The sequence below is a fragment of the Amycolatopsis sp. NPDC041971 genome, assembly GCF_055588925.1.
On record NZ_JBVJCE010000014.1, the window covers coordinates 27,994 to 47,743 of the forward strand.

The 19,750-nt window shown below is 67.6% G+C and carries 18 protein-coding genes; 10 read left to right on the forward strand and 8 right to left on the reverse strand.

All coding sequences use genetic code 11. The features are described 5' to 3' along the window. Positions 1-95: 95 nt before the first annotated feature. Positions 96-2,357 carry an ATP-binding cassette domain-containing protein gene (locus tag ACZ6DT_RS25780; RefSeq protein ID WP_465599713.1) on the reverse strand — a complete coding sequence of 754 codons (2,262 nt, stop codon included), beginning with the start codon at positions 2,355-2,357 and terminating at the stop codon, positions 96-98. A gap of 78 nt (positions 2,358-2,435) precedes the next feature. On the opposite strand from ACZ6DT_RS25780, the gene ACZ6DT_RS25785 reads away from it, so the two are divergent. The 5 genes from ACZ6DT_RS25785 to ACZ6DT_RS25805 all read left to right on the forward strand — a co-directional run bounded on the left by ACZ6DT_RS25785 (position 2,436) and on the right by ACZ6DT_RS25805 (position 6,743). After that, a complete protein-coding gene (locus ACZ6DT_RS25785; RefSeq protein ID WP_465599715.1) occupies positions 2,436-3,218 on the forward strand; it encodes a TetR/AcrR family transcriptional regulator C-terminal domain-containing protein in 783 nt (260 codons plus the stop codon). 10 nt (positions 3,219-3,228) lie between these two features. Beyond that, positions 3,229-3,660: a nitroreductase family deazaflavin-dependent oxidoreductase gene (locus ACZ6DT_RS25790; RefSeq protein WP_465599717.1), complete on the forward strand. Its 432-nt coding sequence runs from the start codon at positions 3,229-3,231 to the stop codon at positions 3,658-3,660. Positions 3,661-4,041: 381 nt separating this feature from the next. Further along, on the forward strand, positions 4,042-4,521 hold the full coding sequence (locus ACZ6DT_RS25795) for a pyridoxamine 5'-phosphate oxidase family protein (RefSeq protein ID WP_465600045.1): 480 nt from the start codon (positions 4,042-4,044) through the stop codon (positions 4,519-4,521). Positions 4,522-4,551: 30 nt separating this feature from the next. Further along, complete coding sequence (locus tag ACZ6DT_RS25800; RefSeq protein ID WP_465599719.1) at positions 4,552-6,099, forward strand: GAF domain-containing protein; 1,548 nt, start codon at positions 4,552-4,554, stop codon at positions 6,097-6,099. Continuing rightward, positions 6,096-6,743, forward strand: coding sequence for a response regulator (locus ACZ6DT_RS25805; protein WP_465599721.1), 648 nt, complete (start codon positions 6,096-6,098; stop codon positions 6,741-6,743). Before ACZ6DT_RS25800 ends, ACZ6DT_RS25805 begins: the two co-directional genes overlap by 4 nt. Here ACZ6DT_RS25805 and ACZ6DT_RS25810 read toward each other — a convergent pair. Continuing rightward, positions 6,740-7,381: a sigma-70 family RNA polymerase sigma factor gene (locus ACZ6DT_RS25810; protein ID WP_465599723.1), complete on the reverse strand. Its 642-nt coding sequence runs from the start codon at positions 7,379-7,381 to the stop codon at positions 6,740-6,742. The genes ACZ6DT_RS25805 and ACZ6DT_RS25810 overlap by 4 nt on opposite strands. A gap of 243 nt (positions 7,382-7,624) precedes the next feature. Here ACZ6DT_RS25810 and ACZ6DT_RS25815 point away from each other — a divergent pair, with 243 nt between their 5' ends. Continuing rightward, positions 7,625-9,394, forward strand: a complete 1,770-nt coding sequence (locus ACZ6DT_RS25815; protein WP_465599725.1) for a chitinase — start codon at positions 7,625-7,627, stop codon at positions 9,392-9,394. 311 nt (positions 9,395-9,705) lie between these two features. Here ACZ6DT_RS25815 and ACZ6DT_RS25820 read toward each other — a convergent pair whose 3' ends face one another. The 3 genes from ACZ6DT_RS25820 to ACZ6DT_RS25830 form a co-directional block, all read right to left on the reverse strand. Next, positions 9,706-11,082, reverse strand: coding sequence for a cellulose binding domain-containing protein (locus ACZ6DT_RS25820; RefSeq protein ID WP_465599727.1), 1,377 nt, complete (start codon positions 11,080-11,082; stop codon positions 9,706-9,708). A 10-nt stretch (positions 11,083-11,092) separates the two neighbouring features. After that, positions 11,093-12,730, reverse strand: coding sequence for a glycosyl hydrolase family 18 protein (locus ACZ6DT_RS25825; RefSeq protein WP_465599729.1), 1,638 nt, complete (start codon positions 12,728-12,730; stop codon positions 11,093-11,095). A gap of 262 nt (positions 12,731-12,992) precedes the next feature. Continuing rightward, positions 12,993-13,424: an RpiB/LacA/LacB family sugar-phosphate isomerase gene (locus ACZ6DT_RS25830; protein WP_465599731.1), complete on the reverse strand. Its 432-nt coding sequence runs from the start codon at positions 13,422-13,424 to the stop codon at positions 12,993-12,995. Between the two features lie 60 nt (positions 13,425-13,484). Between ACZ6DT_RS25830 and ACZ6DT_RS25835 the strand changes: the two genes are divergently transcribed. After that, entirely contained in the window at positions 13,485-14,123 is a 639-nt protein-coding gene (locus ACZ6DT_RS25835) for a TetR/AcrR family transcriptional regulator (protein WP_465599733.1), read from the forward strand. Here ACZ6DT_RS25835 and ACZ6DT_RS25840 read toward each other — a convergent pair. Further along, positions 14,110-14,670, reverse strand: coding sequence for a DM13 domain-containing protein (locus ACZ6DT_RS25840; RefSeq protein WP_465599735.1), 561 nt, complete (start codon positions 14,668-14,670; stop codon positions 14,110-14,112). The two genes, ACZ6DT_RS25835 and ACZ6DT_RS25840, sit on opposite strands and share 14 nt — an antisense overlap. Before the next feature lie 205 nt (positions 14,671-14,875). Here ACZ6DT_RS25840 and ACZ6DT_RS25845 point away from each other — a divergent pair, with 205 nt between their 5' ends. Beyond that, complete coding sequence (locus ACZ6DT_RS25845; protein WP_465599737.1) at positions 14,876-15,733, forward strand: bile acid:sodium symporter family protein; 858 nt, start codon at positions 14,876-14,878, stop codon at positions 15,731-15,733. 50 nt (positions 15,734-15,783) lie between these two features. Here the strand turns inward: ACZ6DT_RS25845 and ACZ6DT_RS25850 are convergent, their stop codons facing one another. Next, a complete protein-coding gene (locus ACZ6DT_RS25850) occupies positions 15,784-17,124 on the reverse strand; it encodes an aspartate aminotransferase family protein (RefSeq protein ID WP_465599738.1) in 1,341 nt (446 codons plus the stop codon). An 87-nt stretch (positions 17,125-17,211) separates the two neighbouring features. Here ACZ6DT_RS25850 and ACZ6DT_RS25855 point away from each other — a divergent pair, with 87 nt between their 5' ends. After that, the gene (locus ACZ6DT_RS25855) at positions 17,212-18,108 is read left to right on the forward strand and encodes a LysR family transcriptional regulator (protein WP_465599740.1); all 897 of its coding nucleotides are present in this window, start codon (positions 17,212-17,214) and stop codon (positions 18,106-18,108) included. Here ACZ6DT_RS25855 and ACZ6DT_RS25860 read toward each other — a convergent pair. Continuing rightward, positions 18,029-19,255 carry an MFS transporter gene (locus ACZ6DT_RS25860; RefSeq protein ID WP_465599742.1) on the reverse strand — a complete coding sequence of 409 codons (1,227 nt, stop codon included), beginning with the start codon at positions 19,253-19,255 and terminating at the stop codon, positions 18,029-18,031. The two genes, ACZ6DT_RS25855 and ACZ6DT_RS25860, sit on opposite strands and share 80 nt — an antisense overlap. 64 nt (positions 19,256-19,319) lie before the next feature. Here ACZ6DT_RS25860 and ACZ6DT_RS25865 point away from each other — a divergent pair, with 64 nt between their 5' ends. Continuing rightward, positions 19,320-19,691 carry a MerR family transcriptional regulator gene (locus ACZ6DT_RS25865; protein ID WP_465599744.1) on the forward strand — a complete coding sequence of 124 codons (372 nt, stop codon included), beginning with the start codon at positions 19,320-19,322 and terminating at the stop codon, positions 19,689-19,691. Positions 19,692-19,750 lie beyond the last annotated feature (59 nt).

A 19,750-nucleotide genomic window follows, 5' to 3' on the forward strand; every position in this document is an offset into this window, starting at 1 on the left:
TTTCCTCCTTTTTGTTTTGGGTGCTTCCTCTGTGTTGTTTTTTTGTTCTCTTTCCCCCCCCCCCCCCCCCCCCCCCCCCCCCCCACCAGCGCGCGCTACTGGCCCACGTAAGCGCGAAGGTGCTGCGCCGTGAGCGTGTCGCCGGAAGCGACCAGATCGGCGGGAGTCCCCGTGAACACCACCTGACCCCCGTCCGAACCGGCGCCCGGCCCCAGGTCGACGATCCAGTCCGCGTGCGCCATCACCGCCTGATGGTGCTCGATGACCACCACCGTGTTCCCGTCGTCGACGAGCCGGTCGAGCAGCCCCAGCAACTGGTCGACGTCGGCGAGGTGCAGGCCGGTGGTCGGCTCGTCGAGGACGTAGGTCGCGGACTTCTCCGCCATCCGGATGGCCAGTTTGATCCGCTGCCGTTCGCCGCCGGACAGCGTCGTGAGCGGCTGCCCTAGCCCGAGGTAGCCGAGACCGACGTCGGAAAGCCGGTCCAGGATCGTCCGCGCTTGACCCGAGGTGAAGAATTCGCGCGCCTCGGCGACCGGCATCGCGAGGACCTCGCTGATGTCCTTGCCCCGCAGCTTGTACGTCAGCACCTCCGCGGTGAACCGCTTGCCCTCGCATTCCTCGCAGACCGTCGCCACCCCGGCCATCATCGCCAGGTCGGTGTAGATCAGCCCGATGCCCTTGCACTTCGGGCAGGCCCCTTCGGAGTTCGCACTGAACAGGGCCGCCTTGACGCCGTTGGCCTTGGCGAAAGCGGTGCGGATCGGGTCGAGCAGGCCGGTGTAGGTCGCCGGATTGCTCCGCCGCGAGCCGCGGATGGCCGACTGGTCGAGCACCACCACGTCGTCCCTTGTGGACAGTGATCCGTGGATGAGCGAACTCTTGCCCGAACCGGCGACCCCGGTGACCACGGTCAGCACGCCCAGCGGGATGTCGACGTCGACACCGCGCAGGTTGTGCCTGGTCGCGTTCCGGATCGGGATCTGCCCGCCTGCCACGCGGACGTCGGTGCGCAGCCGCGCCCGGTGGCCGAGATGCCGTCCGGTCAGCGTGCCGGACGCGCGCAGCCCGGCGACGTCACCGGTGTAGCAGATCTGGCCGCCGTTCGGCCCGGCGCCGGGTCCGAGGTCGACGACGTGGTCGGCGATCTCGATCGTCTCCGGTTTGTGCTCCACGACGAGCACCGTGTTCCCCTTGTCCTTCAGCAGGAGCAGCAGCCCGTTCATGCGCTGGATGTCGTGCGGGTGCAGCCCGACGGTCGGTTCGTCGAAGACGTAGGTGACGTCGGTGAGGCTGGAGCCCAGATGCCGCACCATCTTCACGCGCTGCGCCTCGCCACCGGACAGCGTCCCGGATTCGCGGTCGAGGCTCAGGTACCCGAGGCCGATCTCCACGAGCGAGTCGAGGGTGCCGCGCAACGTCTGCATCAGCGGGCCGACCGACGGGTCGTCGATCTTGCGGATGAAATCGGCCAGGTCGCTGATCTGCATCGACGAGCAGTCGGCGATGTTCAGTCCCTCGATCTTCGACGAAAGCGCCGCCTGGTTGAGCCGGGCGCCGTCACAGGCCGGGCACAGCCGGAAGGTGATCGCCCTGTCCACGAAGGCGCGGATGTGCGGCTGCGTCGCTTCCTTGTCCTTCGACAGGAACAGCCGCTGGACCTTCACCAGCAGGCCTTCGTAGGTGGTGTTCATCCCGCCGAGCTTCATCTTGGTGGCGGGTTTGTGCATGAAGTCTTCCCACTGCTGTGGGGAGTAGTCCTTCAGCTTGACGGCCGGATCGACGAACCCGGCTTCCGCCAGCCCCTTCCAGTACCAGCTGCCGGGCGCGAAGTTCGGGACGGTGATCGCCCCTTCGTCGAGCGAAAGCTCCTTGTCGACGAGCTGGTCGAGGTCGATGGTGGAGACCTTCCCCAACCCCTCGCATTCGGGGCACATCCCCTCGGGAAGGTTGAAGCTGAACATTCCCGAAGTCCCGATGTGCGGCTGTCCCAGCCTGCTGAAGACGATCCGCAGCATCGTGTGCGCGTCGGTCGCGGTGCCGACCGTGGACCGGGAGTTGGCCCCCATCCGCTCCTGGTCGACGACGATCGCGGCGCTCAGGTTCCGCAGCGCGTCCACGTCCGGCCGTCCGACCGGGGTCATGAAGGACTGGATGAACGCGGTGTAGGTCTCGTTGATCAGCCGCTGTGACTCCGCGGCGATGGTGCCGAACACCAAGGACGACTTCCCCGAGCCCGAGACACCGGTGAAGACGGTGAGACGGCGTTTGGGGATGTCGACCGAGACGTCGGCGAGGTTGTTCTCTCTGGCTCCGCGCACCTGGATCATGTCGTGGCTGTCGGCGGCCGAAGGCATGGCTCTCCCCTGGTTGGAACTCTTTAGCCTGTAAAGTGAGGGTAGCAGAGGTTAGTTTATGCTGTAAGGAGTTGGCAAGTGGTCGTCTACGCGGCGCAGGGAGACCCCTGGCGGTCGATGGCACTGCTGTGGCGCACCGAGTCACCGGAGGCCGAGCGGCCTGGCCCCAAGCCAGGGCTTTCGGTGGAGCTGATCGTCGAAACCGCCATCATCATCGCGGACGCCGAAGGTATGGCGGGCCTTTCGATGCGTGCCGTCGGGGACAGGCTCGGCCGCACGGCCATGGCGCTCTACACCTATGTCCCCAGCAAGAGCGAACTGCTCGATCTCATGTACGACAAGGCGCTCGCCGAACTGCCGGCTTCCTACGACGGGGAGGACTGGCGGGCCGACGCCGCGCGCTGGGCCGAGGATCTGTGGAACTTCTACCTGCGGCATCCCTGGGTGCTTCAGGTCTCGCAGGCGCGGCCGGTGCTGGGGCCGAACGAGTACGTCGTATTGGAGGCGCTGGTGAAGATCCTGCGCCGGACCGGTTTGCGCCCGGCGGCGTTGCGGCGGCTGATCAGCGCGTTGTACTCGTGCGTGCGCGAGCCCGCCAGGACGGCTTCGGAGTCACGCCTGGCCGAGAAGGTGACAGGACAGTCCGACGACGAGTGGTGGTACGCGCGGTCCGCGCGTCTGCGGGAGGTTTCCCCGGACTTCGCCGAGCGGTTCCCGACGCTGACCTGGATGGAGAACGAGCAGGCGTTCCGGATGGAGGACGAGACGGTGTCCTATCTGGAGCAGGAAGCGAGGGAGGCCTTCGAGTTCTCGCTGACCGTTCTCCTTGACGGGATCGAAGTCGCGACGAAAGCGGAGTAGCCTTCTCCACATGCCCAGTGATTTCGCCTTGAAGACCATGAACGCCGTCCACCGCGTCATCCAGAAGGTCAGCGGCGGCCGCGCCGGCTGGCAGGTCGCCGGGATGACCGTGCTGGAACTGACCACGATCGGCCGGAAATCCGGCCAGCCGCGCACCGTGCTGCTGACCTCGCCGCTGCGGGAGGGCGACGCGTACGTCATCGTGGCGTCCCGCGGTGGCGACGACCAGCACCCGGCGTGGTTCCTCAACCTCCGCGACAACCCGGACGTCCAGGTCACCCTGAAGGGCGAAAGCCCGCAGCCGATGGTCGCGACCGTGGCCGACGCCGAGCAGCGCGTCCGCTTGTGGCCCAAGATCACCGCGGACTACAAGAACTACGCGCAGTACCAGACCAAGACCGAACGGGAGATCCCCGTCGTCCTGCTGTCGCCGAAGGCGTAGGCGCTGGGTGGCGCGGCCGATGTCGGGCGGGGTGCGACCCGTCGCAACAGGGGTGCCCGGTGGGTCGCGTGGGGCGTTGAGTGTCCCGATTCCTCCATCGTCGAGAGGGCGTTCCGGTCTCGCCCGGAACCCTCCCCGCTCACACCACCCAGCACGAACCCGAACGGCAGCGGGGCAAGGCCGGATTCCCGTGAGTGGCGATTCGGGCTAGAACCCGAAACGCCACTCACGACCACCTGTACCGAACGGCCACCCGCTGCTCCCGTTCACTCGCCCTTTTCGGCCCGCATTCCCCGCGCGGGCCGGGTCCATCGGCCCTACCGGCGAGTCGTTCAGCCGGGGACCGTGGATCTCGACGTGGTACACGACGAGAACGCGGGGATGCCGATGTCCGACTCCTTGGGTCTCGAGGTGCTCGATCGCGAGCAGTGCCTGTCACTGCTCGCGGGCGCCGGGCTGGGGCGGGTGGTGTTCACCTCCCGTGCCCTGCCGGCGATCCAGCCCGCGCGGTTCGCGCTCCACCACGGCGCGATCGTGGTCCGGACGCCGTCACAGAGCGCGTTGTTCGCCGGGATTCTCGACAGTGTGGTGGCGTTCGCGGTCGACGAGTTCTCCGCGGATTTCGGGACGGGCTGGTTCGTCACCGTGCTGGGCCGTGCCTCCGAGGTGCGTGATCCGATCGTGATCGCCGAGCTCGAGACCTTGCCGCTGGGCTGCTGGACTGGTCAGACGGACGCCCGCCATCTCCGCATCCCGGTCGAATCGGTCACCGGTCGGAGGATCCTCGGTGATCGCGGTAACGAAGCACTGTCCGTGATCGACGCACCAGATGAGCGATCCGGGCGCGTTTGTCATTCCTGACCCCACTGCCCGGGGAGTTACTCCGGGACGGTGACGCCAGTGCGGCGGGTGAGTGCGGCGAGCGACGCCAAGGCGCCCAGGATTCTGGACGCGGTGGCCGGGATCGCCCACGATCTCAGTCTCTCCGACGTCCTGCGGCGTCTGGTCGAATCCGCCTGCGAGCTGACCGGTGCGCCGTACGGCGCGCTGAGCGTGCTCGATTCCCGCGAGTTCATCCGTTTCGGTGACGCCTGGGAACGGCCGCCGTCCGAGGACGAGTCCCGGGTGGTGCCGATCCGCATGCGCGGCCGCATCTTCGGGATGCTGTACCTCGCCCGCAAACCGGACGGCGAGGAGTTCACCGAAGCCGAAGAGGATCTGCTGGTCGCGCTCACCGCGGCGGCCGGTGTGGTGATCGAGAACGCCGCGCTGTTCGAGCAGGTCCAGCGGCGCGAACGCTGGCTCGAAGCCTCCTATCACGTCACCGGCGCGCTACTGGCCGACCAGGATCTGACCGCGACCCTGCACCTGATCGCCGAGCGCGCCCGTGTCGTCGCCGGCGGGACCGCGGGCGCGGTCGCCCGTCCGCGTGGTGACGGGATGCTGGTCTTCGAGATCGTCGAGCCGCCGGGGCCGGACGCCGACCGGATCGCCGGGGTCACCGTGCCGACCGAGGGCACCGCGACCGGGCTGGCGTACACGAGCGGCAAACCCGTCGTGGTCCGGGAGTACGGCGACAAGGTGATCGAGCACCAGGGCGGACGCGGCGTCACGATGCCCGCGATGATCAAGGACCTGGATTCCACGGTCGCCGTCCCGTTGATCGTCGGCGAGGAGAAACTCGGCGTCCTGCTGGTGGCGAAGTTCCGCGACAAGACCCCGTTCTCCGCCTACGACGTCCAGCTCGCCGAGACCTTCGCCGCGCACGCCGCGCTCGCGGTCGAATTCGCCCGCGCGCAACAGGACAGGCAGCGGCTCGCCGTCTTCGAGGACCGCGACCGGATCGCCCGCGACCTGCACGACCTGGTGATCCAGCGGTTGTTCGCGATCGGGCTCGGCCTGGAGGGGCTCAGCAGGCTGACGGGCGAGCCCGCCGTCTCCGGTCGCGTGGCAGGCTTCGCGCACGAGATCGACCGCACGATCCGCGAGATCCGCAACAGCATCTTTTCGCTGCAGGAACCGGCCGAGGCACAGGGCAGCCTCCGGTCGGAGTTGCTGCGCGTCGCGCTCGACGCGGGCTGCGCGTCCGAACCCAGGGTCGGGTTCGACGGGCCGCTCGACTCGGCCGTGCCGGACACGGTCCGCTCGGACCTCGTCGCGACCTTGCGTGAGGCACTGTCCAATGTGGTCAGACACGCGGCGGCGACGGTGGTGTCGGTCGACGTCTCGGTCGACCGCGATGGGCGGCGGCTGGAACTTTCGGTGGTGGACGACGGCGTCGGCATACCTGCCGAACCCGGCCATCGCAGCGGGGTGGCGAACCTCTCCGAACGCGCGGCCCGCTGGAACGGCGCCTTCGCCGTCGAAGCGAGGCCGGAAGGCGGGACGAGGCTCGACTGGTCGGTGGAACTGCCGGCCCGGCAGGGGAGTGTGGGATGACGATTTCGGTGTTCCTGCTGGACGATCACGAACTCGTCCGCACCGGGCTGAAGACCGTCTTCGAGGCGGAAGACGATCTCACGGTGGTCGGCGAGGCGTCCACGGCCGCGGAGGCCTACGTGCGGATCCCCGCGGTCAAACCGCAGGTCGCGGTGCTCGACGTCCGGCTGCCGGACGGTGAGGGGGTCAGCGTCTGCCGGGAGATCCGGGCGTCCGTCGACCCGCCGCCCGCCTGCCTGATGCTGACGTCCTACTCGGACGACGACGCGTTGTTCGGCGCGATCATGGCGGGCGCGGCGGGGTACATGCTCAAGCAGGTCTCCGGCGGTGCGCTCGTCAAGGCCGTCCGCACGGTCGCCGCGGGAGGATCGCTCCTGGACAGCACGCTGACGGCGTCGGTGATGAACCGGCTGCGCGGCGAGAGTGACGCTCCGGACCCGCGTTACGAACAGCTGAGCCCGCAGGAGCGGCGGGTGCTCGACCACATCGCCGACGGGCTGACCAACCGCCAGATCGCGGAAAAGCTCTACCTGGCGGAGAAAACGGTCAAGAATTACGTGTCGTCCTTGCTGCACAAGCTCGGTTTCGAACGTCGTACCGCCGCGGCCGTCTACGCCACCCGACGCCGTAAGCCCACCGTCTAGAAGAACGTGAACTCACCGGCGAATTCGGGATCCTCGCGCAGCACCCGGCGAAGTTCGTTGAGTGCCCTGTGCTGGGTGACGCGGACGGCGCCCGCGCTCGCCATGCCCAGCGCGCCGGCGGTCTCTTCGGCGCTGAACCCGTGGAGCACGCGCAGCACCAGCACGTCGCGCTGCTTCGCCGAAAGGACCTTGAACAGCCGCGACAACCGGCGGCCGAGATCCGCCTTCTCGACCTCTTCGAATGTCGGGTTCCAAGGACCGTCCTGTCCGGGCTCCGGATCGGGCACCGGCGCGGACGGGTCCCGCGCGAGGTTCCGCCGGACGTCGGCGACCTTGTGCGAGGCGATCCCGAAGACGTACGGCAGGAAGCTGTTGTTCTGGTAGTGGTAGCGCGGCAAGGCGACGAGGACGGCCATGAGGACCTCTTGTGCGCAGTCTTCGGCGTTGGAGACACCGCGCGTCGCCCCGCCCAGCCTGCCCGCGCAGTACCGGAACACGATCGGCCGGAGAAGCGTCAGCAGGCTTCCCATGGCCCGCCGGTCACCACTGATCGCCGCCCGGACCATTTCGCCGTCCGGCTCTCCCGGCCGGGGCTGATATGCCGGGCGTACGGCTGTCACGCTCTCGGACACGGTCATCACGACGGATGGGCCGTTCTCGGCAGGTGCCTGTGCGTTCCCATCGTCCCCACCTCTCGAAAGCCCCCAGCCCTCTTTGGCCCTTTCGACATTACGGAGCGCGTTCGCGCGTCACACCGGTACAGCAGCCCGGAGTGGTCGGGTCTTTAGGCCCTGGTGTCCGCGGGGTATGGACTTTCGCCGGATTGGTCTAGACAATTAACGCAGCGCGGCGGCAGGCCGCCCTTTCACGGAGGAATCGCGATGAGGCGTTCCAGATCCCTGGCCTTTCTGGCCGTTTTGGTGCTCACCTTCACCGGTCTGACAACGGGTGGCGGCACCGCGAACGCGGCCAACCTGCTCCTCAACCCCGGCTTCGAGACGGGCTCGACGTCCGGCTGGTCCTGCGCGGCGGGCGCGGCCGTGAGCACGCCGGTCCGTTCGGGCGGTTACGCCGTTTCGGTCACGCCCGGCTCGACGACCGGGAAATGCGCACAAACGGTATCCGTCCGGCCGAACACGACCTACGCGGTTTCGGCCTGGGTGAACGGGAACCCGGTGTACCTCGGGGTCACGGGCGGGCCGTCGACCTGGACGGCGGCGACCTCGTACACGCAGCTGTCGCTTTCGTTCACGACGTCGGCCACGCAGACGACGGCCGAGGTGTACGTCCACGGCTGGTACGGGTCGGGCACCTTCTACGCGGACGACATCAGCCTCGACGGGCCTGGCGGTGGCACTCCCGGCGCGCCGCCGACACCGGGAAATCCGGCCGTGGGCACGGTGACGAACTCGTCGATCGCGCTGTCGTGGGGCGCCTCGGCGGGCACGGTGACCGGTTACCGCGTGTACGAGGGCGGGACCGTCGTCGCGACGGTGACCGGGACTTCGGCGACGATCTCGGGGTTGACGGCCTGTTCTTCGCACAACTACTCGGTGGCCGCGTACAACAGCGCGGGCGAATCGCCGAAGACCACGGAAGCGGGTGCCACGACTTCGGGCTGCGTCGACACCGGCCTGCCGAAACACGCGCTGATCGGCTACCTGCACGCGAGTTTCGCCAACGGTTCCGGCTACACGCGGATGGCCGACGTCCCGGCGGCGTGGGACATCGTCAACCTGGCCTTCGGTGAACCGACGTCGGTGACCTCCGGCGACATCCGCTTCACGCGGTGCCCGGTGGCGGAATGCCCGACTGTGGAAAGCGACGCGGATTTCATCGCCGCGATCCGCGCGAAGCAGGCGCAGGGCAAGAAGGTGCTGATCTCCATCGGTGGGCAGAACGGCCAGGTCCAGCTGACCACGACCGCCGCGCGCGACGCTTTCGTCAGTTCGGTGTCCGCGATCATCGACCGGTACGGGCTGAACGGGCTCGACATCGACTTCGAGGGCCACTCGCTGTACCTCAACTCCGGTGACACCGACTTCCGCAACCCGACCACGCCGGTGATCGTCAATCTCATTTCGGCGCTGAAGACGCTGAAAGCACGCTATGGAGCGGGATTCGTGCTCACGATGGCACCGGAGACGTTCTTCGTGCAGACCGGATACCAGTACTACGGCGGCCTCGGCGGCGCCGACAACCGGACGGGTTCGTACCTGCCGGTGATCCACGCGATGCGGGACGCGCTGACCGTACTGCACGTCCAGGACTACAACTCGGGACCGGTGATGGGCCTGGACAACCAGTACCACTTCATGGGCGGCGCGGACTTCCACATCGCGATGACCGACATGGTCAAGGCGGGCTTCACCGTGTCCTCGACCGGATTCCGGTTCCCGGGGCTGCGCGAGGACCAGATCGCGTTCGGCCTGCCGGCCGCGGTGAGCGCGGGCAACGGGCACACCGCGCCCGCCGCGGTGCATTCGGCGCTGAACTGCCTGGTGAAGAATTCCGGCTGTGGTTCGTATTCCCTGCGCGGCGGCGCTTCGCCTGCGTTGCGCGGGCTGATGACGTGGTCGATCAACTGGGACCGGTACTACGGCTGGGAGTTCCAGAACGCCCACGAACCGTTCCTGAACGCCCTGCCCTGATCGCATTCAGAGGACTAAACGCTTTCCTCGGGAGGCGTTGCTCCAAGTCCGTGAAGGCCTCCTTGAGGGACCCAGGGTCCCTCAAGGAGGCCTTCACGGACCGACGGGTGCGCCGGAGGTCGCGACCCGTCCGGCACCTGATGACCGTGACGTCGTGAAGGCCTCTTTCCCTACCCTCAAAAGTAGGCAAGGAAGCATTCAGAGGACTAAACGCCTCCCGTGCGATTAGTCCTCTGAATGCGATGGATGCGCACGTAAGGAGCGGGCCCGCACCGTGCAGCATCGGTGCGGGCCCGCGGTTCAAGGGGACGTCAGAAGGCCGCGGTGATTCGCGTGAAGTCCCAGTCGTTCTGTGCGATGCCACTGCAGTTCTCGGCGACCCCGCCGCCCGCGCAGCCCCGGTCACGGTTGGTCGACCAGAACGCGAGCCTGGCGATCTTGTTGGTCTTGGACCAGTCGGTGATCCGGGTCCAGGTGTCGAGACTCGTCAGTTCCCGCTGGTCCGAAAGACCGTTCATCCCGCTGATGCCCAGGTGACTGTACGCCGTGGCGTCGTTCCACCCGAAGGTCGACTTCAGCTTGTCCCGCAGGCCGTTCGCCGCCTTGATGGTGTTCCCGTACATGTCCGCGCCACCACCGAAGTCGAACGGCATGATCGTGTAGACGTCGATCCCGGCGTTCAGCGCCTTCGACTGGTCGATCAGCCGTTGTCCCCAGGAGTTCGGGCCGCTGGTCGTCGTGCCGAAGGTGAGGATGGTCTGGATACCGGGGTTGTTCGCCTTCACGATTTTCAGCGCGTTCAGGACGCGGTCCTGCACCACCGCGTTCTCGAACTCGTCGGTGTTCTCGATGTCGATGTCGATCGCCTTCAGAGCGTAGGCGTCGATCACCTTCTGGTAGGCCCCGGCGAGCGCTTCCGGCGTCGAGCAGTTCGGCCCGAGTTTGTTGCCGCTCCACCCGCCGAAGGACGGCACGATCTGCCCGCCCGCGGCCTTGATCTGCGCGATGGCGTTCGCGTCGACCCCACCCTGTAGCGGGCGGCTGCCGTCCCAAGCGGGATTGCACCCACCGGAGGACAGGATGAACGCCATCGTGAACCATTTGATCCCGGTCGCGTTCATGACCGTCTGCGGGTTCGGCGGGCTGCCCCAGCCCATGTACAGATACGGCGCGCCACGGCCGCCGGGCAGCGGCGGGTTGCTCGTGGTCGTCGTCGGAGAGGTCGTGGTCGGAGAGGTCGTGGTGGTGGGCGTGGTCGGCGTGGTGGTCGGGCCGCCGCCGCCCGGATCGCAGGAGCCGCCGTTGATCTTGCAGTTGGCGGGCGCGGTGTAGGCGCCGGAGTACTTGACGTTGAAGCCGAAACTGGTGGAACCGCCGTTGGAAAGGTTGCCGTTCCAGGTGTTCTTGACGGTCACGTGCTGTCCGGAGACCGAATAACTGCCGTCCCACAGCGAAGCGATCGAGTGCCCCGCGGGAAGGTCGAATTCGACCGTCCACGCGGGCAGGCTCGATCCCGAGTTGTTGCTGATCGTGTACTTGCCTTCCCAGCCGGAGCCCCAATCGGAGCCCTTGCCGAAGGCGGCACCGACGCCGCCGGCCGCGGAGGCCGGCGCGATCACGAGGACCGCGCCGGCCGTTGCGGCAGCGGCGGCCAGGCCGACGGCCTGGATCCAAATCCGCTTAGCCACGGTCAACCTCTCAGTTCAGGCCGTTGCGCATGGCCGTGACGAGCTCGCCGTTGGAGGTGTCACCACTGAGTTCCCAGAAGAACGCGCCGCCGAGACCCTGGTTCTTGGTCCAGCCCATCTTTCCGTTGATGGTCGCGGGAGTGTCGTAGCTCCACCAGTTGTTGCCGCACTTCGCGTACGCGGTGCCCGCGATCGTGCCGGTCGACGGGCAGCTGTTCTTCAGGATCTTGTAGTCCTCGATGCCCGCCTCGTAGGTGCCCGGTGCCGCTCCGGTCGCGGTGCCGCCCGGCGCGTCCTGCGTGACACCGGTCCAGCCTCGGCCGTAGAAACCGATACCCAGCAACAGTTTGTTCGCCGGGACGCCCTTGGCCTTGAGCTTCTGGATGGCGTCATCGGAGGTGAAGCCCTGCTGTGGGATGCCCGGGTACGAGGTCAGCGGCGAGTGCGGGGCCGTCGGACCCTTCGCCGCCCAAGCGCCGAAGAAGTCGTACGTCATGACGTTGTACCAGTCGAAGTACGCCGACGCGGGGCCGTAGTCGGCGACGTCGAGCTTGCCGCCGCTGCTGGCGTCCGCGGTGATCGCGGCGGTGACCAGGAACGAGGAGCCGAACTTGGTGCGCAGTGCCTGAGCCACGTTCTTGATCGCGGCGGGGCCGCTCGTGTCACAGGTGAGACCGCAGGCGTTCGGGTACTCCCAGTCGATGTCGATGCCGTCGAAGACGTCGGCCCACCGCGGGTCCTTGAGCAGCTTGTAGCAGGATTCCGCGAACGCGGCCGGGTTCTTCGAAGCCTGGCCGAAGCCGCCGGACCAGGTCCAGCCGCCGAACGACCACAGCACCTTCAGGCCCGGGTACATCTTCTTCAGCTTGCGCAGCTGGTTGAAGTTACCGCGCAGCGATCCCGCGTCCCACGAGTCCGCGACACCGTCCACACTGGACGCCGCGTCGTAGTACTTGTCGTAGTCTGCATAGGTGTCGTCGTTCGCCGTGCAGGAACCGTTGGTGACGTTGCCGAACGCGTAGTTGATATGCGTCAGCTTGGCCGCCGAACCGGAAGTGTGAATGTTCTTCACGTGATAGTTGCGGCCGTAGACGCCCCACTGGACGAAGTAGCCGAGGTTCTTCTTCGCGCCCGGGTTCGGGTTCGAAGTCGTCGTGGTCGGCGGGTTGCTCGTGCTGGTCGACGTCGGGGGATTGGACGTCGTGGTGGTCGGTGTGGTCGGCGTCGTGGTCGGGTTGCCGCCACCCGGGTCACAGGAGCCGCCGTTGATCTTGCAGTTGGCGGGCGCGGTGTAGGCGCCGGAGTACTTGACGTTGAAGCCGAAACTGGTGGAACCGCCGTTGGAAAGGTTGCCGTTCCAGGTGTTCTTGACGGTCACGTGCTGGCCGGAGACGGTGTAGCTGCCGTCCCACAGCGAAGCGATCGAGTGTCCCGCGGCGAGATCGAACTCGAGGGTCCAGTTGGTGAGGTTCGATCCCGAGTTGTTCGTGATCGTGTACTTGCCTTCCCAGCCGGCACCCCAGTCCGAACCCTTGGTCAGGGTGGCTCCGACGCCACCGGCCGCGTTCGCCGGCACGGTCACCAGACCGACGGCCAGCGCCGCCACGGCCGTGAACAGGCCGACCAGATGCCATCTTTTTCTTGACATTTCACTCCTTACAACCCGGTGCAGGGAAATGATCTTGGAGATGATTTCGTCAAAGGGAAATCGGCGGCATCGCGTTGCCGCGGCCGGAGCCGGGCAGGCGGGGATGCGTCTTCATCGACCACCTCCACGGGAGAACCCTTTGTTGCGGGAGACGGTACGTGGTCTGGACCAATATGGGAAGCGTCACTACGTAGCGTGGTGATTTTCCTGCGAACGGCCTAATACGTTCGACAGCGTTAACCGTTCACTGGTTCGGTGCCGGTCAGCGACGGAATTCGTCCATTTCGCCGAGCCTGGCGATATTCGCGGATTCGTCGGGGTCGGGCAGGACGCCGGAAAGGAACACCTCGGTGATTTCGACGGCCACGTCGGGGGCCAGCCGCTTGAGGCTCAGTGCCAGCACATTGGCGTCGTTCCACTTGCGCGCGCCCGCGGCGATCCAGGTGTCCCAGGCCAATGCCGCGCGGACCCCGGGAACCTTGTTGGCCGCGATGGCCGTACCCGTCCCGGTCCAGCACATCACCACGCCGAACTCGGCCTCGCCGTCCGCGACCGCCCTGCCCACCGCCGCGCCGAGTTCCGGCCAGACGTCCGACGTCGCCGGGCGGAGCACCTCGTGGCCCGTCTCGGCGAGATACGCCTGGACGGCGTCCGTGGTGGCGTTGCGGTCGTCCGCGGCGAAGGCGATCCTCATGTCCGGATCGTAACGCCGCGTCGACAGGTGACGAACCGGAAGTCATGGGAAGATCGCGGCGTGGACTCGTCTGCGGAGGAGCGCCAGGTCCAGCGTGACCAGGAGATCGTACGGACACGGATTCTCGACACCGTCGCCCGCCTCATCGGCGAGGCCGGTTTCGCCCGGCTCAAGATCGGCATGATCTGCGCCAGGACCGGCTATCCCAGCGGCGTCGTCTACCAGTTGTTCGGCTCGAAGGAGACGCTGGTCCAGCGGCTCGTCGAGTTCGCCGCGGAGAAGTTCGCCGACGTCTTCGGCGCCGCCGTCGCCACCCGGACCGGTGGGCTGGCCCCGAGTCCGATGGACATGCTGCGCGCCCTGCTGGACATCTTCTTCGAACTGCTCACCGACATGCCGCCGCTGAACCGGGCGTTCGTGGTGCTGTGGACGGATGCGACCGTCGGCGATCCGGCGGTCCGGTCGGCGATGACCGAAGCCGATCGCCGGTACCGGTTCGCCATCGCACAGACCGTCGCCGCCGGGCTCGCGGACGGCTCCATCAGCGGCGTCCGCGATCCGGACGCGTACGCGGCGGCACTCGTGGGGCAGCTACGCGGGATCGCCGTGGCCGCGATCATCGATCCCGGCGGCATCGATCTGCGCGCCGTCCGCGCGGAGATGGAGTACGCCGTGGACAGGCTCGCTACACCGTTTTGATCAGCTCGGCCGCGCCGAAGGAGACACTGAACCGTTCGCACCAGATGGTCACACTCGAATACCGCGCCAGATCGGTGCCGGCGGGCAGTGTGTAGTTCTGGCTTCCCTTGTTGCCCTTGAGTTTCCCGGCACTGACGTACGCGCCGTCGTCGAACACGAACCAGCCGTCCTTGCCGGGGATGACCGGCGCGTCGGTGAGCCAGACCCGCAGATCGGGCCCATTGCTCGTGTCGAGGTTCTCCAGGCGCAGCACCAGGGATCCGTCGGCCGCGCGCAGGATCCGGACGTCTCCGCTGGTCGTGTGCTCGTGGCTGATCAGTGCGCCGGAGGCCAGGACCGTGGGCTCTTTCGAGGCGGGCGCGGCACTTTCGGAGGTCTGCGCCGAGGGCTGAATCGACGGCTGAGTCGATGGCTGGGCCGCGACGGGCAGGGCCTCCTGGACCGTTTCGTTCACCCAGAGCTTCCACGGCTGGAACCAGTAAAGGCCCGCGGCCACCGCCACCACCAGCCCGACCGCCAGTACGGCGAGCACCCGCTTGCGTTTCATGGGGGCCATTCAAGCGCGCGAACCGTCCGGAACGCCCGGTTCGCCTGGTTACCGATCTCTTACGACGCTCATGGAGAGCACTGCTCTCGTCCGGCTGGGCGGGGTCACGGCTGGGTTTCGGTGCCTTGACCCGGATCACGCCGCTTGACACGATTGCCGATCTGAAAAGGGCATATCGGACGGAGGCCCCTCGATGGGTTCGGCGATGTTTTCCATCCTCCTGCCGGTAGCGCTGGCGCTGGTCATGTTCGGGCTGGGGTTGACCCTGACCGTCGGCGACTTCACGCGCGTGCTGAAGTACCCGAAGGCCGCCGTGATCGCACTGGTGTGCCAGATGATCGTGCTGCCCGCGATCTGCGTCGGCCTCATCGTGCTGTTCGGGCTCGGCGGTGTGCTCGCGGTCGGCATGATGCTGCTCGTCGCGTCACCCGGCGGGACGTCGGCGAACCTGTTCAGTCACCTCGCCGGCGGCGACGTCGCCCTCAACGTCACCCTCACGGCGATCAACTCCGTGCTGGCCGTGTTCACTCTGCCGCTGGTCGTCGGCCTGTCGATGGCCGCATTCCTCGACGGCAGTGCCTCGGTCGGGCTCCAGCCCGCGAAGTTCGTGCAGGTGTTCGCCATCGTGCTGATCCCGGTCGTGATCGGGATGGCGGTGCGGCACCGGTTCGCCGACTGGGCGGAGCGCATGCGCAAACCGGTCAAGATCGGCTCCGCCGTGGTGCTCGTCCTGGTGATCGCGGCGGCGATCGCGCAGGAGTTCCGGACGCTGGTGGACAACATCTGGACGCTCGGGCCGGTGGCGCTGGCGCTTTCCGTGCTGAGTCTCGCCATCGGGTACTACGTGCCGCGGCTGTTCCGGGTGGACCGCGGGCAGTCGATCGCCTCCGCCATGGAGATCGGTGTCCACAATGCCACCCTCGCCATCGCCGTGGCGATCTCCGTGCTCGGCGACAAGGCGATGGCCGTACCGGCCGGAATCTATGGCGTGCTCATGTTCTTTCCCGCCGGGATCGCGGCCTTCCTGTTGTCCCGCAGCCGGGAGAGTGCGCCGGTCCGCTGAGGTACGTCGGGGCGTACCTCAAGGAGGGCTCGCCAGCACGACCCGAACACTCACGACCCGCTCAGCGCGCCGGCGTCACCGATCGCCTCGTCCAGGATCCCCAGCCCTTCCGCCAGTTCGTCCTCCGTCGCGGTCAACGGGGGAGCGATCCGGAAGACTCCGCCCATTCCCGGCAGCTGAACGATGTTCATGTGCAGCCCCAGTTCGAGGCAGCGCCGCGTGACCAGGGCGCCCAGTTCGTCGGAGCTGTGTTTCGTGGCACGGTCCACGACGAGTTCCACGCCGACCAGCAGGCCCCGCCCGCGGATGTCGCCGATGACAGGGTGGCGGGTGGCGAGGTCGTCGAGGCCGCGGCGGAGGAAGGCGCCCAGTTCGGTGGCGCGTTCGTCGAGGCGGTCACGGGTGAGGACGTCGAGCACGGTGTTCCCGACGGCCGCCACCAGCGGGTCCGCGACGTGCGTGGTGAAGAACAGGTAGCCGCGGTCGTGGGCCTCCTGCTCGATTTCCGCGCTCGTGATCACCGCCGCGAGGGGGAGTCCCGCGCCGAGCGTTTTGGACAGCGTGAGAATGTCGGGGACGACGCCATCGCGTTCGAAGGCGTACCAGTTTCCCGTGCGGCACAAGCCGGTCTGTGCTTCGTCGAGGATCAGCAGCATCCCGCGTTCGCGGCACTTCTCTCGAAGGGCGGCGAAGTAACCCACAGGCGGCTCGATGATCCCGCCCGAGCTGAGGATCGGCTCGACGACGCACGCCGCGAGGCTGCCGACGGACTGGGCGTCGATCATCTCGAATCCGAAGTCCAGCTGCCGCTTCCAGTCCAGTTCCCCGTCAGGGGTGAGGAAGTCCGGTCGGTAAGAATTCGGCGCGGGGATGGCGAAGTTGCCGGGCGCGGACGGGCCGTAGCCCTTGCGGCCCGCGCTGTAGGTCGCGCTCGCCGCCGCCTGCGTCATCCCGTGCCACGACCTGGCGAACGACACGATCTCGTGCTTGCCCGTCACCAGTTTCGCCATCCGGATCGCGGCCTCGTTCGACTCCGCCCCGGTGGTCAGCAGCAACGCCTTTTCCAGCGGTGACGGCAAGGTCTCGGCCAGCCGTCGCGCGAGGTCGACGACGGGGCGGCTCAGCATCCCGCTGAACAGGTGGTCGAGCGAGCCGATCTGCCGTCGCACGGTCTCGACGATCTCGGGATGCGAATGCCCGAGGATCGCGCTCATCTGCCCGGAGGTGAAGTCGAGGATCCGCCGCCCGGACTCGGTGAACAGGTAGCTCCCGGCGGCGTGGTCGATGATCTCGCGGGTGAAGTCGCCGGCCCCGGCGTAGCGCACGAGGTGCCGGTCGGCGTCGGCCCAGAAACGGTCGGCGGTGGACGGGTCGGTGATCGGAGCAGCCATGCCCCGACGGTAAAGCCGATCGGAGCGACACGTCCAGCTCACGATTCCGGCTGTGCTGTTCGGCTGGTCCGTACAACAATGGCGTCCATGCTCAACCCCTGGAGGCTCGGCCTGCTGAGCAGGCTGGACACGCTCGGCACCGTCCGCGCGGTCGCGAAGGCGGCGAACCTGAGCGCGTCGAGCGTGTCCCAGCAGCTCGCGGTCCTCGAGGCCGAGACGCGTACCCAGCTGCTGGAACGCACCGGCCGCCGCGTCCGGCTGACCCCGGCGGGGCGGATGCTGGCCCGCCGCGCTAGGGAGATCCTCGACCACATGGACACCGTCGAGGCCGAGTTGCGCGGTCTCGGTGAGGGACCGGCGGGGCTCGTCCGCCTCGGCGCCTTCCAGAGTTCGATCCACACCATCGCCGTCCCCGCGGTGAACCGGCTGGCGCGCTCGCATCCGCGCTTGCAGATCGAACTGCTCGAACTCGAACCGCACGTGAGCATGCCCGCGCTCCGCGTCGGTGACGCCGACGTCATCATCACCACCACGGACTTCGTCGAGCAGCCGCTGGGCTCCGACATCGAGCTCGTACCGCTCGCGACCGATCCGATCGTGCTCGTCGTCCCGCCCGGTCATCCGGCCGCGGGCCGGGGCCCCGCCGACCTAGCCGCCTACGCGAGCGAGCCCTGGGCGTTCGACATCCCCCGGTCGTACATGGCGAACCTCGCCACCCGGCTCTGCCGCGAAGCCGGTTTCGAGCCGCGCGTGATCGCCCGGTTCAGCAACTACATGATGACGTTGCAGCACGTCGAGGCCGGGCTTTCGATCGCTCTCCTGCCCGGCCTCGCCGTCGACAGGCGCTACCGCGTCACCACCCGTGAGCTCGCGACGCCGGTCGACCGCGCCATCACCGCGGCGATCAGGCGCGGGTCCGCGCCTCGCGCCGCTGTCGACCTGGTTCTCGAGGCGATCCGGAGTCATCCGGAACTGCCGCTGTGAACCCGTGCCGTCGCGCCACCAGCACCACGGCCAGCGTCGGCACGAGCAGCACCAGGACGCTCCACGGGAACGAACCGGCGCCGAAGCCGTCGAGGAGGACACCACCGGCGATCCCGCCGCCCGCCATCGCCGCGTTCCACAGGGTGACCAGCATGGCCTGCGCGATGTCCGCCGCGCCGCCCTTGTCACCCGCTTGCGCGGCCGCGGTCTGCAGCAGCGTCGGGATCCCGCCCCAGCCGAGTCCCCACAGCGTCACGGCGACGTAGACGAGCGCCGGGCTTTCGCCCAGCAGAGCCAAAATCGTCGCTCCGAGTGCCACGAGGAGGGTGCCCGCGACGGTCAGCGGACGCAGTCGCCGGTCGATCTGGAGGCCGACGAACCAGATGCTGACCATCGACGCCAGCCCGAACACCAGCAGGATCCGATCGATCGAGCCGCCCATCGACACGTGCTCGAGGAAGGTGGCGATGTAGGTGTAGAGGATGTTGTGCGCCAGCACGAACGTCAGCGTCACGAACAGGACCGCGGCCACGCCGGGGACGGCGAGGGTCTTGCGCACCGGGAGCCTGCCGCCCTTGTCCTGCCCCGGGAAATCGGGCACGGCCAGCGTGATCCAGCCGAGCAGGACGAGCGCGAGCGCCGACATGAGCGAGAACGTCACCTGCCAGCCGAAGAGGCCGCCCAGGAAGGTGCCGGCGGGGATGCCGAGGGAGAGCGCGAGCGGGATGCCGGTCATCACGATGGCGATCGCCTTGCCCCGCATCGATTCCGGCGCCAGCCGCCGGGCGTAACCGGTCAGCAGCGCCCAGACCACGCCCGCCGCGATTCCGGCGACGAACCGCGCGCCGAGGGTCAGGGGATAGTTCGTGGACAGGGCCGTGACCGTGTTGGCGACGGCGAAACCGGCCACTCCGGCCAGGAGCAAGCGTTTGCGGCGCCAGCCCGCCGTCGCGGCGGACAGGGGGATCGCGGTGAGCGCGGTGCCGATCGCGTACACCGTCACCAGCTGCCCTGTCGCCGCTTCGCCGACGCCGAGGCCGAGGCTCATCGCGGGCAGCACGCCCGCGGGCAAAGCTTCGGTGAGGACGGTGACGAACGCCGCCGTGGTCAGCGCGAGCAAGGCGCCGAGTGGGAGTTTCGGAGTCATGATCCGTATGCTCGAACCATCACATAGATGTGAAGGTCAAGTCGGACGAGGTGAGGTGGCGCACATGCGGATCGGAGAGCTTTCGGAGCGGACGGGGACGTCGCGCCGTCTGCTGCGGTACTACGAAGAGCAGGGTCTCATCATCTCGGAGCGGCAGGCCAACGGCTACCGCGACTACGACGAGCCTTCGGTCGACCGGGTCATCCAGGTCCGCGGCCTGCTCGACGCCGGGCTGCCGACCCGGATCATCAAGCAGATCCTGCCGTGCCTGGACAAACCCCGGCAGATCTACTTCCCGGACGCGACCAGGGAGATGCTCGAGACCCTGGAGGCCGAACGCGACCGGATGACCCGGCGTGCCGAATGTCTGCTGCGCAACCGGGACGCCATCACCGAGTACCTCGACGCCGTCCGCGCCTACGACCCGGCGTCCTGAGCCGGAGGGACTTTCCTCGCATCGGTCTTGACAGTATGAGAAAGCGCTTTCAGGATGTG

Bases quoted from the DNA above. Each gene is read 5' to 3' on its own strand.
- ACZ6DT_RS25850 (WP_465599738.1), bottom strand. From the start codon at position 17,124: ATGGCTGCTCCGATCACCGACCCGTCCACCGCCGACCGTTTCTGGGCC.
- ACZ6DT_RS25825 (WP_465599729.1), bottom strand. From the start codon at position 12,730: ATGTCAAGAAAAAGATGGCATCTGGTCGGCCTGTTCACGGCCGTGGCG.
- ACZ6DT_RS25790 (WP_465599717.1), top strand. From the start codon at position 3,229: ATGCCCAGTGATTTCGCCTTGAAGACCATGAACGCCGTCCACCGCGTC.
- ACZ6DT_RS25845 (WP_465599737.1), top strand. From the start codon at position 14,876: ATGTTTTCCATCCTCCTGCCGGTAGCGCTGGCGCTGGTCATGTTCGGG.
- ACZ6DT_RS25840 (WP_465599735.1), bottom strand. From the start codon at position 14,670: ATGAAACGCAAGCGGGTGCTCGCCGTACTGGCGGTCGGGCTGGTGGTG.
- ACZ6DT_RS25855 (WP_465599740.1), top strand. From the start codon at position 17,212: ATGCTCAACCCCTGGAGGCTCGGCCTGCTGAGCAGGCTGGACACGCTC.
- ACZ6DT_RS25815 (WP_465599725.1), top strand. From the start codon at position 7,625: ATGAGGCGTTCCAGATCCCTGGCCTTTCTGGCCGTTTTGGTGCTCACC.
- ACZ6DT_RS25780 (WP_465599713.1), bottom strand. From the start codon at position 2,357: ATGCCTTCGGCCGCCGACAGCCACGACATGATCCAGGTGCGCGGAGCC.
- ACZ6DT_RS25830 (WP_465599731.1), bottom strand. From the start codon at position 13,424: ATGAGGATCGCCTTCGCCGCGGACGACCGCAACGCCACCACGGACGCC.
- ACZ6DT_RS25805 (WP_465599721.1), top strand. From the start codon at position 6,096: ATGACGATTTCGGTGTTCCTGCTGGACGATCACGAACTCGTCCGCACC.
- ACZ6DT_RS25865 (WP_465599744.1), top strand. From the start codon at position 19,320: ATGCGGATCGGAGAGCTTTCGGAGCGGACGGGGACGTCGCGCCGTCTG.
- ACZ6DT_RS25795 (WP_465600045.1), top strand. From the start codon at position 4,042: ATGCCGATGTCCGACTCCTTGGGTCTCGAGGTGCTCGATCGCGAGCAG.
- ACZ6DT_RS25810 (WP_465599723.1), bottom strand. From the start codon at position 7,381: ATGACCGTGTCCGAGAGCGTGACAGCCGTACGCCCGGCATATCAGCCC.
- ACZ6DT_RS25860 (WP_465599742.1), bottom strand. From the start codon at position 19,255: ATGACTCCGAAACTCCCACTCGGCGCCTTGCTCGCGCTGACCACGGCG.